The sequence below is a fragment of the Pseudomonas sp. Pseusp3 genome, from assembly GCF_047304225.1.
Taxonomy (GTDB): Bacteria; Pseudomonadota; Gammaproteobacteria; order Pseudomonadales; family Pseudomonadaceae; genus Aquipseudomonas; species Aquipseudomonas fluorescens_CD.
Genome location: NZ_JBGLYV010000009.1, coordinates 36709 through 50128, shown reverse-complemented (window position 1 = coordinate 50128; position 13420 = coordinate 36709). Strand labels below are relative to the sequence as shown.

The window sequence follows — 13420 nt, the reverse complement described above, 5'->3', positions numbered from 1 at the left end:
ATTCCGAAAAGTGTCTGATGCGATTGACGTTCAGCCAACTCATGGAATGGGTGGATTGTTCCAGCGTTGCACGGTCACGATCATATGGCCCTCGCCGGTCAGGGATTTTCCTGCGTCGTCAACGGCGGCGATCACCTTGAGGTTGCCGGCATTGTTGGTGGACATCTTGCGTGCCGGGTTCGGCCCGGCATCGCCCGGGGTGAACACGCCAGCGTCGGCCTGCATGGTGCCGGCGAACTTGACGTCTTCGTCTTCCTTGGCGCGGTCGTCGAAGGCCTCGACCTTCCACTGCGCCGGGAACACGCCGATGCGATACGGTTTGCCATCGGTGCCCTTGCCCCAGGCTTCCGCGTCAAAACGGCCCTGGACTTTCGGTGTCGAGCCACCGCCCTCGCCAATCCGCGCCACCGAGAACTCAGGCACGACCTTGACCGCATCGATCTTGCTGTAGACCGAGAGCTGCGGGCCTTTCAGCGTACCGATAGTGACCGCGCGCGCGCCCGGTTGGGCATTGGCCGCAGCCTTGAGTTTGACTTTGATCTGCTCCGGACTCTGCGAGACGACTTCGAGCACTTCCACGCCTTTGCCGAAGTTCGGTTTGCCGGTCAGGCCACTGCCGATCAGGGTCACTTCGGTTTCGCTGCCGGCCTTCACGTAGCCCGGTTGCACCGCCAGCAAACGCTGGGAACCCTGTTTGGCGGCGACGAAGTCCAGGCCGCGCTCGTCGTGCTCGGCCTCGAACATCCGGCCCTGCATCGCATTGCCCTGGGCGGCGAACACCTGGCGCATGGTCACGCCATCGATGGTCACGTTGCCGCGCCATTCATAGCCGGTGTAGAGAATCGCGCTACCGTCGCCATTGAACGGGCTGCCGTCGGCGTACTGGCCTTTGACGCTGACCTTGAAGGTGTCGTTGCCATCGGCACTCACAGTCATGACACCGGCCAGTTCACCCTTGCCCGGCAAGTGACCGCTGAAACTCCAGTCGCCCACCAGCGCATCGGCCTTGGGCGCCACGCTCTGCCATTTTTTCCAGGCCGGGTTGTCCAGCGGATAACGCTTGGCCAGCAACGGCACCATGTCTTTGCGGGCGATGTCGAACCAGTCGCGGTCGCGAGCCAGCGCCTGATACTCCAGGGACGGCCACTGACCGAGGTGGAAGTTCACCAGGCGTTCCCACTCCTGCGCCGGGCGCCGTTGCAGGGCCACCCGCGCACCGGAGTGGCAGCGGCCGCACATCTGGCTGTGCTGGTCGTCAAATTTCTCGACCGTGTTGAGCCGCCGTTCCAGCGCATAGCGCACGCCATCGGTTTCGCTCGGCGCCAGGCCCTGGGTATCGGCCAGGTACTTGACCAGCGTGCGCCGGTCGTCATCGCTGACCTGCAAACCGTGCATGGTCTGCATCCGGGCAATGCTCATCAGCCAGCCTTCCGGCGTCTTGCGCTGATGGCTGATGCGACTGAGGGCGTTATCGGCTTCGGGGGTGTGACAGCCCTGACAGGTTTCCTTGAGGATGGTCTGGGCGTCGCGGGCTGCCAGGCTATGAGGCGAATGCAGCGCTACACAAGCGGCTACGGCCAGCAGGCTGGCGCTCATGCCTGATCGGAGTTTTCTCTTCATCAACGTCGAACCTCGCACGGTGCGTTCTTATTGTTGTGGCTTATCGTTTTTATGGTTTCTGCCGTCGGCTTTGATTCGCCGACGGAGGCAAGAGAAACGTCTGAGATGTGCAATACACAGAGCGTGCCAGCTTGCTGATAAGCTTTTTTATCAATCACTTGCGTTGATTTGACCGCATTGGGCCATGCCTGGACGCGATGAACGGCGTCTAGTTTCGCGACAGCTGTTGCAGTCTGAGACAGCATAGTTGCCCGGCCAGAATCGGCTCGGCGCCCGCCGATTGACGGGGCTTGTCCAGCCAGCAGGGAAAGGATGCAGGGCGAATGCCGGGGAGGATTTTTCAAAAGCGGGCGCCGCACCACGTGCGTGGTGCGGCCTGACCCCGGTTCAACTGTAAAACGTCGGGTGCACGCCTTTGTGCGCGTTGATTTCCTGTTGCATCTGCACCACCAGCGTTGCAATCGCGTGGGGCGTGTCCAGCTCCCACAGCGGAACGCGGGTCGCCACCAGGTCCACTTTGCCGGTCATGCAATCGCACACGCGAATGGTCAGGGACTGATCCGGCGCCACGCTGCAGGTGCATATCGATGGCAGGAAACTGTGTTCAATGATGTTTTGGATTTCCAGGGTTGAAAGGATCATCGCTGTCTCCCTCACGCCAGAGGTACTGCCGGGAAAATGCTCCGTCATTTCACCCGCCTAACCAGAAAATTCTAATCCTCGCCAGGGGTGCTCTCAAGATCGCGAACCGGTTGCTCGTCGTCTCACCGGGTGTCGCGAATTGCGACAAATACCCCCACACGCCCGCCTTCACCGGCAGCCGAAAAAACCCGCCCGGCAACGGCCGACCGGCGCTTTGGAGGACTTGGCACAGCCATTGCGAAAGCCCGGTTCTCACGAACAACAAGAGGCCTCGCCAATGTCGCTCCCAAACGTGCTTCCCGCCACTTCGGCGTTCATCCAACGCGCTCCGCGCATGCTGATCGGCGGTGACTGGGTCGAGGCCACCGACGGCCAGACCATGCCCCTGCACAACCCGGCCACCGGTGAGGTGCTGTGCGTGGTGCCACGGGCAACGCCAGAAGATGTCGACCGTGCGGTACTCGCCGCCCGCCAGGCGTTCGACGATTCGGCCTGGACCCGCACCCGTCCCCGGGAGCGGCAGAACCTGCTGTGGAAACTCGCCGACCTGATGCAGCGCGACGCCGAACTGCTGGCGCAACTTGAATGCCTGAACAACGGCAAAAGCGCGGCGGTGGCCCAGGTGATGGACGTGCAACTGGCCATCGACTTCCTGCGCTACATGGCCGGTTGGGCGACCAAGATCGAAGGTTCCACGGTTGACGTATCGGCACCGCTGATGCCCAACGACCAGTTCCACAGCTTCATCCGTCGCGAAGCGGTGGGCGTGGTCGGCGCCATCGTCGCCTGGAACTTCCCGCTGTTGCTGGCCTGCTGGAAACTCGGTCCGGCCCTGGCCACCGGTTGTACCGTGGTGCTCAAACCCGCCGACGAAACCCCGCTGACCGCGCTGAAACTTGCCGAACTGGTGTTGGAAGCCGGGTATCCCGAAGGCGTGTTCAACGTGGTCACCGGCACCGGCATCACCGCAGGTTCCGCCCTGACCCACAACCCGCTGGTGGACAAGCTGACCTTCACCGGCTCCACCGCCGTGGGCAAGCAGATCGGCAAGATCGCCATGGACTCCATGACCCGGGTCACCCTGGAACTGGGCGGCAAATCGCCGACCATCGTCATGGCCGACGCCGACCTGAAAACCGCCGCGGCCGGGGCTGCCAGCGCGATTTTCTTCAATCAGGGCCAGGTCTGCTGCGCGGGCTCGCGGCTGTATGTACAGCGCAAGCATTTCGACAATGTGGTGGCGGACATCAGCGATATCGCCAACGCCATGAAACTCGGCAACGGCCTGGATCCTAGCGTCGAAATGGGGCCGTTGATCTCGGCACGACAACAGGAGCGCGTCTATGGGTACATCGAAAAGGGCCGGGACAGCGGCGCGACCATCGCCTGCGGCGGTGAGCAGTTCGGCCCGGGGTTCTTCGTCAAGCCGACGGTGATTGTCGACGTCGATCAGAAGCACTCTCTGGTGCAGGAAGAAATCTTCGGTCCGGTGCTGGTGGCCATCCCGTTCGACGACGAAGCCGATGCCCTGCGCATGGCCAACGACAGCCCCTACGGTCTGGGGGCGAGCATCTGGTCCAATGACCTGGCAGCGGTGCACCGGATGATTCCGCGCATCAAGTCAGGCTCGGTGTGGGTCAACTGCCACAGCGCCCTGGACCCGGCGCTGCCGTTCGGCGGCTACAAAATGTCCGGGGTCGGGCGTGAGATGGGGTATGCGGCGATCGAGCATTACACTGAGTTGAAGTCAGTGTTGATCAAGCTGTGATTTGCGCCGTTCTTTAGGCCGCCTTCGCGGGCGGCAATTCCAGCCACTACGCCGCTGTTTCGCGGTCCAGTGGGTGACCCACCCGATTTTTTGCGCCGGTCCGGAGCGCGTGACGAAGCTTCAGGGCCGGCCGTTCGACGCAATAGTACGAAACGCCGCTGAGCAGCAACGACAAGGCCAGCACTGTTGCAACAATGATCTCATCGTAGGCAACCGACCAGATAGCGTGCAGGAAGTACATCACCACATAGTGATTCAGGAACACGCCGTAGCTGATATTGCCGAGGAACTCGTCAATCCGGTGAAACTTGAGCTTTGTCAGCAGGTACACGGCGGGCACGCCCAGCGCTATGCCGGCGGTCACTTCGGCATTGAACGGTCGGCGCTCTATCCATCCCGCCATGATGGCCGCGAACATCAGAGCCGCAGCCACGGCGGTGCCGGCAGCGATCGCCAGATCCTTCGGCTGCGCTTTGTACAGGTAGCTGCCGCACAGGAACATGAACAGCACACCCGGCAATAGACGGTAGCCATACAGGTCGGTGTTGATGAACCCCAGGCACGCGGCCATGAAGACGACGACGGATAGAGCAAACGCAACGCCCCGCGCCCTGTAGATGATCAGGAAAGGGATCACCAGGTAAAAGCACATTTCAAGCCCCAAAGACCAGGCCGGCGGCAAGATCCACGATCCCGCCGCTCCGAACATGTAGAAGCCGAGTGGCACAATAGTCAGGCTTGCGGCGATGTTGCGCAGCGTCAGCTCGGCGGCTTGAGGCGTGCCGGGCAGCAGGAAATAGATCACCGCACAGGAAACTGCGAAGTAGAGCAGGAATTGAGGATAGAGCCGCAGGGCGCGGTCCAGGTAGAACAGGCCGACTTTCTCCGGCGCCGTGTAGTTGCGCTCGATCAGCGAGGTCATCACGAAACCGCTGATGATCAGGAAGGAAATCACGGCGATCACGCCGGGGTTTAGCCCCATGAACGTCTTGCCCATATGAGAAACGGCCACCAGAACGGCCAATAGCAGACGATAGACTCCCACTTACACCCCAAAAAACCTTGTCGTTATGGCGCGTAAATTACGATGCTTTGCGCTGGGAGAACAGGCTTTTTCGCCGGATCCAGACGTTCTTCATTCAGGGTTTGAAACCCTGCCCCAGTAACCAGCTGCGAACCATACGCCCCTGCTCCACCGTCAAACCGGCCAACGCCTGCTCCGCCGGCTCGCTACGCAATCGCCGCACCAACGGCGCCACCTCAACCCCCTGTACATGCCAGATGCCCAACGGCTGATCCGCCGTGATCACCACCTCGGCCTCGTCGACCAGACCATCACGCAACACCGGCGCCCGTTCGATCCTCAGCGTGTTGAAATCCGCCTCGGCATGGGCCACCTCGGCATCCGGCCAGCGCCGTCGTGCCTGCCAGAATGGCTGGTCCGGCCAGCGCTGCTCATCGGCATAGAAATCCCGGCCGACCCGCGCAAAACGCAAAAACAACTGTTCCACCCGCTGTTGGTGGAAACGATGGGCCAGGGCTGCTCGTTCGGGCTTGCAGAGCAGTGTGTTGATCACCACCGGCGCCTGCAATGCCGAAGACAGGGATTGAAAGATGCCATTGCCCGACAGCGGGTCGACGGCCATCGCCGCATCGCCGACCCGAATCCAGTTTTCACCACACACCTGCGGGCTCAGAATCGCCGTGCTGCTGCGGGCGTTCAGTTGCAGATCAGATTCCGCCAGGCCTGCAAAAAATGCGGCGGCCAGTGTCGAACCCTGGCGCCGCTGTCGGCAGTAGTCGAGCAACTGCGTCTTGCCCGGCAATCCGGCACTGGCCACGTCCACCGTCCATTGCCAGTAACACTGGCCGTCGGCGCGCCGCGCCATCCACGCCCAGCCGTCCTCGAGGCTTTCCACGGCGCTGGCGGTGCTGCCCGGCAAACCCTGCCAGCGATTGAGCAAGCTGACCGTCTCAGGTCCGCGCAAGCCTTTGCCGGTAGCCGGAGCCTGACGTCCGCGGGCTTCGACGAGAAACGCTGCAAGCAACGGTTCGCGGCCGTCGATTTCGATTCGATGGCCATTGGCCGATGACTGAACCGCCAGCACCCGGCCTTCGATCAGCTCAACCCCCGCCAGGCGCAGATCCTCGCGCAGGCCCCGGTCAAAAACCGGACGGTCGAGCAGGTATTCGACGTTCTGCGCATGCTGCTGGCCATTCCACGAGACCTGGCGTTGTGACGGCAACGCCGCATCCGCCAATGCGTGCTGCAGGCCAGCGCTGCGCAAGGCTTCCAGCACCCGTACGGACACGCCTTCGAGTGCCGCAAACCGGCGCCACTCACTGATCAGCGTGACGCCATGGCCCAGCCGTCGCAACCCCAGCGCGACAGCGGCGCCCGCCGGCCCGGCACCCAGAACGACGATGTCGGTCATGGCCCGAATCGCCGTTCAGGGCCACGGTAACGGGCATGTTCGCGCAACCACTCGATGACTTGCTCATTGCTGGCGCCGGGCTGTTCGGCGAGGAACCCGGCAATGTGCCCGCTCAACGCGGCGCAACCGAGGCTCGCCCCGGATTGCCCCGGATAGGTGCCCTGCACACACGCGGCGAAATCCGCCTGGGCGCTGTTGAGCCACGACCATTCCTGCTCGGCGCACCGCGCATCGCCGGTCACCCGCAATACTTGTGGATAGTTGGCCGGAAACACCCCTTCGCCCTGGGCCGGACTCGACGCACACAGCAGCACACCCCGTGCCACCGCCGTTGCGCAAGCCGCGCGTAACAGGCTGCGATCCTGACGCAAGCCAAGGCTCAAATTGATCAGTCGCACGTCCTGCGTCAGCAACCAGTCAATGGCCGTGGCGATCTGCAAGGCGCTGGTAACTCCCCGCTGGTCGAACACCTGGGCCACGCAAAACAGTGCCGAGGGTGCACGCCGGCCGATGGCCTCGATCACCGCACTGCCATGCCCTAGCGGATCGTCGCGCAAGTCGCCTTCGGCCAGGCCACCTTCAAGCAATGAAAAGCGCCGACCGGCGACCACTTGCAGCCGTTGTGCCGCCGAATGGCCGCTGTCCACCACACCAATGCGCAACTCAGGTTTCATGCAGCACCGTTTTCGAGGTCAGCACGCCGTCGAGCAACTCGAAACGCAGATCGGCATCGGCCAGCGTTGAAGGACGATGGCTGATGAGGATGCGCGTGCGTCCGGCAAACAAGCGGTCGATGGCGTCGATGACTTCGCGCTCGGTGGCTTCGTCCACTGCGGATGTGGCTTCATCGAGTACCAGAATCAAAGGGTCCTGCAACAGCGCCCGGGCAATCGCGATACGCTGCTTCTGCCCACCGGACAACTGCTGCCCCCGCTCGCCCAGCGGACTGTCGAGACCTTCGGGCAAGGACTCGATCAGGCTGTCGAGTTGCGCCAGCCGCGCCACTTCGGCAATCGCCTCGCGGCTGGCGTCCGGCACCGCATAGGCCAGGTTGTCGGCGAGGCTGCCGCGAAACAGCACGATGTCCTGGCTGACCACCGCAATGCGCCGCCGCAGCTGGAACAGATCCAGTTCGCGCACATCGACGTCGCCCAGCAGCACCCGGCCCGATTGTGGATCGTGATGACGCTGAAGCAGGTCGATCAGGGTCGATTTTCCAACGCCCGAGCCGCCGCTGAGGGCCACTTTCAAACCGTAGGGAATCCGCGCTTCGATGCCGCGCAGGGTCGATTGGCGACCGGGATGGGCGAAGTGCACGCTGTCGAACCAGAGATCGCCGCCAGTGGGCATCGGGCGCGGCCTGGCGGGCGTCAACACGGTCGGTTGTTCGCCGCGCAATTCCATGACCCGGCCGAGGCTGACGGTCATCCGCTGAATCGCGACGTAGAGCCCGAGCAGGCTCTGTACCGGCCCCACGGCCATGCCCAGGTAGGTGGAAAACGCAATCAGGGCACCGAGCTGCCAGGTGCCCTGCACCACCCAATATCCGCCGATCAGGAATGCGCAGGCCCGGGACAGCGAGGTCAGCGTACCGGGCACGGCCTGGGTGAAAAACTCGGTGACCTGCAGGCGCAGCAACTGGCTCATGTAGCCCTGCCCCAGCGTCTCGAGGCGCCGCGCTTCGCGCTGTTGCTGGCCGGCGGACTGGATGAACTTCATGACTGGCAACGTCTCGACCATGAACGACGACATGTCCGCCGAACGCTCGCGCAACTGCCGTACATCGCGCTCGACCTTGCGTCGCATCCAGCGCAGCCAGAGGACATCGAGGGGAATCAGCACCAGGGCCAGCAACGAGAGCTTCCAGGACAACGTCAACAGCATCGCAATGGCAACCACCAGGCCGATCACGCTCGACACCGCCGAGAACAGCGAGTCCACGGCGAACCGCTGGATTTCCGCGACGTCGCCATCAAGGCGCGACATCAGGTCACCAATGCGCCGCTGGCCGTAAAAGCTCGGCGACAGCGTTTGCAAATGCCGATACAGGTCATCGCGCAGGGCAAACAGCATGCGCCCGGAGAGGCGCGTGTGCAGGTAGCGGTTGATGCCCGAAAGCGCCGTGCCCAGCAACCCGGCGACGATCATCAACCCGGCGATCATGACCAGCATCGGGAAGTTGCGCGCCAGCAGGCCGTCGTCGATCAACAGTTTGGTCAGCCAGGGTTGCACCAGCACCAGCAGCGAGGCGCACACCGACAAACCCAGCAGCCCGGCAATCGCCAGGCGATGGGGCCGCACAAAACTGTACAGCCAGCGCAGCGACGCTTGCAGCGCCTCGGGGTTCTGGCTGTCGATCAGCCGAACGATCAGGCGCAGCATCACGAGCGCAACTGTTTGAGCTTGCGATACAGGGTCGCGCGGCTGATGCCCAAGGCGTCGGCGGCGGCCGAGACATTGCCCTGATGGGTGTCCAGGGACTGGCGAATCAGCTCCAGTTCGTTTTCGCGGATGCTGCCGGCCTGGGGCCGTTCGCTGGCGGTCAATTCGTCGAGCATGCTGTCGGGCAAGTGATCGAGGGTCAGCACGGTTTCACCCGGTTCGCGCATGGCCAGTGCGGTGCGCAGGACCATCTCCAGTTGGCGGATGTTGCCCGGCCAGTGATAACCGCCGAGCAAGCGATTCAGATCGTCGTGCAGGACAACGGTGGGTGCACCCAGTGTCGTCAGCATGCGACTGATCAGTGCGCCGAAATCTTCGCGTTCGCGCAGGGCCGGGAGCATCACGCTGATGCCGTTGACCCGGTAGAACAGGTCCTCGCGAAAGTGTTTTTCTTCCACCAGGCGCTTCAGGTCGCGATGGGTGGCGCAGATCAGCGCGACGTCGATGTCCTGCTCTTCGCCAGCGCCCAGGGGCGCGACCTTGCGATCCTGCAACACCCGCAATAGCCGGGCCTGCAAGGCCAATGGCATGTCGCCGATTTCATCGAGGAACAAGGTGCCGCCGTGAGCCTGTTGCAGGCGGCCGACCATGCCGCCCCGGCGTGAACCGGTGAACGCGCCTTCGCGATAGCCGAACAGTTCGGACTCGATCAGGCCTTCGGGAATCGCCGCGCAGTTCACCGCCACGAAAGGTTTTTCGCTACGGCTTCCGGCCATGTGCAGGGCGCGGGCGATCACCTCTTTACCGGTGCCGGTTTCGCCCAGCAACAGGACCGGCAGTTCATTGGCCAGGCCTTGACGGGCCATGCGCAAGGCGCGGGCGTAGCGGGTATTGCTGCCAGCCAGCGCTTCCAGATCCGGTTGCGCCTTGGCCGGTTTCGCAACAGTGCGCGGCGGGCTGCCGACATTGATCGAGCGTTGCGGCGCACGCAGGGTTTTGTAGAAGAATTCGCCCTTGGCGGTTTGCAGGCTGCCGGTCCCGCCCTGATGCAGGCGCGCCAACAACTGCAGGCCATCGACTCCGAGAAACTCCTCGCAGCGCCGGCCGACCAGGGCCGAACGCTCGGCGTGGAGCAACTGGCAGGCCTGGGCACTGACCGCGAGGATCTGCCCGCCGAGGCTCACGGCCAGCAAGCCTTGCCACGGGGATTCCAGATATTGCCGGCGGCTGTGAAAGGCCAGGACGATTTCGTCCGGATAGCTGGCGTTGAACACCCGGCTTTCGATCTGGCTGACCGCCATCGCCAGCAGCGCAGTGCTGTCGTGGGCGCGGCCGAGCGGGCCTTCGCGGGTCAGGTCGAGGACGCCAAGAATGTCGCCCTGGGGGCAATGGATCGGCACCGAAGTGCAGGAAAAATCACTGAGGCGGTCCAGGTAGTGTTCGCCACAATCGATCAGGGTCGGCCGGGCTTCAACCAGTGCCGTGCCTAGGGCGTTGGTGCCGCGTACGGCTTCGCTCCAGCAGGCGCCGAGGGTGATGTCCTGCAGGCCGCTGCCCTTGAGGCGGTCGGCGCGGCCTTCGACGGCGAGGATGGTGGCATCGGAGTTGGCCAGGATGATCAGCCCTTCCTTGCCCTGACGCTCGGCCAGGTAATCGATCGACGGCAAGGCGGCGTCGATCAGCAAGCGGTTGCTGGCCAGCAGCACGTCGAGGCTGGCGCTCGATTCCAGCGCCAGCTCATGCTTGGCATTGAAATGCACGCCATGGCTGAGGCTGCGTCGCCACGAGGCATCGATTTCGGCACGCAGGACGCCATCCGGCACTTCGCCTTCCAGGTGCAGCTTTTCCCGGGCCAGCCGGGCTTCGCGATGCAGTTTGGGGGAGTTTGTTTTTATTAGCGTCATCAAGCGCTCCGGGTCATCCGCCCTGCGCCTTCATACGTCGGCGCCCTGCCGCAATCTTTACGTTAACGTAAGGGCTATGGCAAGTGCCTTACGGCGCTTGTGTTCCGTCAGGTGGACCGGGTTATCGTTCTTCGCGAGCAAGCCCGCTCCCACAGGTTTCGCGTTGTCCACAAATCTGCGGTTCTACTCGGACACTGTGGGAGCGGGCTTGCTCGCGAAGGCGTCATCCCGGACACCAGATAATCAGAGCTGCCACACCTCAGGGCTCACAAAAAACGCCTTGGCATTATCCTCCAGACTCTCCAGGTGATAGCCACCCTCCTGCACGATCAGGCACGGCAACCCGAGGCTGCGAATCCGCTCGCCGAGTACGGTAAACCCTTCGCGGGTCACCGCCACTTTGCTTTGCGGGTCCAGTTCGAAAATATCGAAGCCCAGGGACAGCACCAGCACCTCGGCACCGAAGTCCGTCACCGCCCTCAGTGCCAGATCCAGGTGCTCCAGGAAATCCGCCTCGCTGGCGCCATGGGCCATCGGCAGGTTGAGGTTGAAACCCTCTCCTGCGCCGATACCGCGTTCTTCGGCAAAGCCTGCGACACCCGGATAGAAGTTGGTCGGATCGCCGTGCACCGAAACGTACAGCACGTCATCCCGGTCGTAGAAGATCTCCTGAATCCCTTGCCCGTGGTGCATGTCGGTATCCAGCACCGCCACCCGGGAAAAACCGGCGCGCAACACCTGGGCCGCCACCGCCGCGTTGTTCACATAACAGAAACCACCCGCCGCTTCGGCCCGGGCGTGGTGACCCGGTGGACGGCACAAGGCATAGGCTGCCGGCTCACCATTGAGCAACGCCTGGGCGCCGGCGATGGCGCTTTGCGCCGACCAGTAGGCCGAACGCCAGGTTTGCTGGCCCACCGGGCAACTGCCGTCGGCGAGATAGCGCGCAGCCTGGGCGAGAATCCCGCGCAGGGCATTGGGCTCGCGGACAAAGATGTTCGACATCACCTCGTCGCCCCAATCCTCGGGAATCTCTTTCCAGCGCTGATGGGCTTCCTGCAGGAACGCCAGGTACGGTGCGCCATGCACCGCCAGCAGCGGAGCGAGACCGGCATCGGCCGGTTGTTCAACGGTAAAACCCAACGCACGGGACGCCTGCACCAGGCGCTGCACACGCTCCGGCACCTCCTGCGGCGTACGCATCTGGCCACGGGAGTAGTAGCTGCGTGGATGGTGGAGCAATTGTTCGGGATGGAAAAAACTGCGCATGGAGTGAATACCTGTCAGTTAACTTGGATCTTGAACCCGGCCGCGTCCTACTGTGGGAGCGGGCTTGCTCGCGAAGAGGGAGTGTCAGTTGACATCAATGTTGTTTGACACGACGCCTTCGCGAGCAAGCCCGCTCCCACATTGGCTGCGTTTATTCAGTTTTTACCGCGCGGGCCAGCACGGCATTGAGCAGCACATCGGTGCCCTGGCGCACATCTTCGGGCAACACGTCTTCGGCTTCGTTGTGGCTCAGGCCGCCCACGCACGGGATGAACACCATGGCTGTCGGGCAGAACCGCGCCAGGTGGATCGCGTCATGCCCGGCACCGCTGACGATCGACTGCTGAGCGTAGCCCAACGCATCCACGGCCTGTTGCACCGCCGCCACGCAATCAGCGTCGAACGGCGTCGCCGGGCTGATCCAGTGCGGGGTGATCGTCAGGTGCAAACCGCGATCGTCGGCTATTGCCTGAAGCCGCGCACGGACGTGTTGCTCCATCGCCTCGATGGTTTCATCACGGTGATGACGCAGGTCGACGGTGAAGTTCACAAGACCCGGAATGGTGTTGCGCGACGATTTGTTGATGCTCAATTCACCGACCGTGGTCAGGCCTTCAGGGGCGAAGTCCGACGCCAGGCCTTCGATGGCCTGGATCATCTGTGCCACACCGTACAAGGCATCCTTGCGCAGCGGCATCGGCGTGGTGCCGGCGTGGGCCGCCATGCCTTCGACCCGCACGTCGAGCCAGCGAATCGCCTGACCGCCGCTGACCACGCCGATGCTCTTGGCGTTGTCTTCAAGGATCGGCCCTTGCTCGATGTGCGCTTCAAAATACGCATCCACCGCACCGCCCAGCGGGCGCTCGCCGGCATAGCCGGTACGTTGCAGCGCCTCGGCGACGCTGATGCCATCGATGTCGCGCACCGCCAGCGCAGCGTCCAGATCCATGATGCCGGTGAACACCGCCGAGCCGAACATGGCCGGGGTGAAGCGTGCGCCTTCTTCGTTGGTCCATACCGCCACTTCCAGCGGCTTGCGGGTCTGGATGCCCAGATCGTTCAGGCAACGCACCACTTCCAGGCCGGCGAGCACGCCGTACACGCCATCGAACCGCCCGCCTTCGGGCTGGGTGTCGAGGTGGCTGCCCATCATCACCGGTGCAGCATCAGGATCAGTGCCGGCGCGGCGGGCGAACAGGTTGCCAATGGCATCCACGCTCAGGGTCATGCCGGCTTCGCGGCACCAGTGGGCAAAGAGTTCGCGACCGGCCTTGTCCTCGTCGCTCAGGGCCAGGCGGCAGCTGCCGCCACGGGCGGTGGCACCGATTTCGGCCATCGCCATCAGACTCGCCCAGAGGCGTTCGCCATTAATCTTCAACATGAGTTTCTCCAGGAAAATC

At 63.2% G+C, this 13420-nt stretch carries 10 protein-coding genes; 1 reads left to right on the top strand and 9 read right to left on the bottom strand.

Annotated elements, in window-relative coordinates:
• Window positions 1-39: 39 nt before the first annotated feature.
• Both peaA and ACCD00_RS05225 read right to left on the bottom strand, forming a co-directional pair.
• Window positions 40-1620 (bottom strand): quinohemoprotein amine dehydrogenase subunit alpha, encoded by a 1581-nt coding sequence (gene peaA, locus ACCD00_RS05230; RefSeq protein ID WP_413422528.1) that lies wholly within the window; start codon window positions 1618-1620, stop codon window positions 40-42.
• A 387-nt stretch (window positions 1621-2007) separates the two neighbouring features.
• Complete coding sequence (locus tag ACCD00_RS05225) at window positions 2008-2262, bottom strand: DUF1652 domain-containing protein (protein ID WP_413422526.1); 255 nt, start codon at window positions 2260-2262, stop codon at window positions 2008-2010.
• Between the two features lie 277 nt (window positions 2263-2539).
• On the opposite strand from ACCD00_RS05225, the gene ACCD00_RS05220 reads away from it, so the two are divergent.
• Entirely contained in the window at window positions 2540-4030 is a 1491-nt protein-coding gene (locus ACCD00_RS05220; protein WP_413422524.1) for an aldehyde dehydrogenase family protein, read from the top strand.
• A gap of 46 nt (window positions 4031-4076) precedes the next feature.
• On the opposite strand, the gene ACCD00_RS05215 is transcribed toward ACCD00_RS05220, so the two are convergent.
• From ACCD00_RS05215 to ACCD00_RS05185, 7 genes are all read right to left on the bottom strand, one after another.
• Complete coding sequence (locus ACCD00_RS05215) at window positions 4077-5075, bottom strand: acyltransferase family protein (protein ID WP_413422522.1); 999 nt, start codon at window positions 5073-5075, stop codon at window positions 4077-4079.
• 94 nt (window positions 5076-5169) lie between these two features.
• On the bottom strand, window positions 5170-6465 hold the full coding sequence (locus tag ACCD00_RS05210) for an NAD(P)/FAD-dependent oxidoreductase (RefSeq protein WP_413422520.1): 1296 nt from the start codon (window positions 6463-6465) through the stop codon (window positions 5170-5172).
• Window positions 6462-7139, bottom strand: coding sequence for a S8 family serine peptidase (locus tag ACCD00_RS05205; protein ID WP_413422518.1), 678 nt, complete (start codon window positions 7137-7139; stop codon window positions 6462-6464). The genes ACCD00_RS05210 and ACCD00_RS05205 overlap by 4 nt, the downstream gene beginning before the upstream one ends.
• Complete coding sequence (locus ACCD00_RS05200; RefSeq protein ID WP_413422516.1) at window positions 7129-8847, bottom strand: ABC transporter ATP-binding protein; 1719 nt, start codon at window positions 8845-8847, stop codon at window positions 7129-7131. Before ACCD00_RS05200 ends, ACCD00_RS05205 begins: the two co-directional genes overlap by 11 nt.
• Window positions 8847-10751 (bottom strand): sigma-54-dependent Fis family transcriptional regulator, encoded by a 1905-nt coding sequence (locus ACCD00_RS05195; protein ID WP_413422514.1) that lies wholly within the window; start codon window positions 10749-10751, stop codon window positions 8847-8849. The genes ACCD00_RS05200 and ACCD00_RS05195 overlap by 1 nt, the downstream gene beginning before the upstream one ends.
• Window positions 10752-10994: 243 nt before the next feature.
• Window positions 10995-12020 (bottom strand): histone deacetylase family protein, encoded by a 1026-nt coding sequence (locus ACCD00_RS05190; protein WP_413422512.1) that lies wholly within the window; start codon window positions 12018-12020, stop codon window positions 10995-10997.
• A gap of 151 nt (window positions 12021-12171) precedes the next feature.
• Window positions 12172-13401 (bottom strand): Zn-dependent hydrolase, encoded by a 1230-nt coding sequence (locus tag ACCD00_RS05185; protein WP_413422510.1) that lies wholly within the window; start codon window positions 13399-13401, stop codon window positions 12172-12174.
• Between the last annotated feature and the right edge of the window lie 19 nt (window positions 13402-13420).

Bases quoted from the DNA above. Each gene is read 5' to 3' on its own strand.
- peaA (WP_413422528.1), bottom strand. From the start codon at position 1,620: ATGAAGAGAAAACTCCGATCAGGCATGAGCGCCAGCCTGCTGGCCGTA.
- ACCD00_RS05225 (WP_413422526.1), bottom strand. From the start codon at position 2,262: ATGATCCTTTCAACCCTGGAAATCCAAAACATCATTGAACACAGTTTC.
- ACCD00_RS05220 (WP_413422524.1), top strand. From the start codon at position 2,540: ATGTCGCTCCCAAACGTGCTTCCCGCCACTTCGGCGTTCATCCAACGC.
- ACCD00_RS05210 (WP_413422520.1), bottom strand. From the start codon at position 6,465: ATGACCGACATCGTCGTTCTGGGTGCCGGGCCGGCGGGCGCCGCTGTC.
- ACCD00_RS05205 (WP_413422518.1), bottom strand. From the start codon at position 7,139: ATGAAACCTGAGTTGCGCATTGGTGTGGTGGACAGCGGCCATTCGGCG.
- ACCD00_RS05200 (WP_413422516.1), bottom strand. From the start codon at position 8,847: ATGCTGCGCCTGATCGTTCGGCTGATCGACAGCCAGAACCCCGAGGCG.
- ACCD00_RS05195 (WP_413422514.1), bottom strand. From the start codon at position 10,751: ATGACGCTAATAAAAACAAACTCCCCCAAACTGCATCGCGAAGCCCGG.
- ACCD00_RS05190 (WP_413422512.1), bottom strand. From the start codon at position 12,020: ATGCGCAGTTTTTTCCATCCCGAACAATTGCTCCACCATCCACGCAGC.
- ACCD00_RS05185 (WP_413422510.1), bottom strand. From the start codon at position 13,401: ATGTTGAAGATTAATGGCGAACGCCTCTGGGCGAGTCTGATGGCGATG.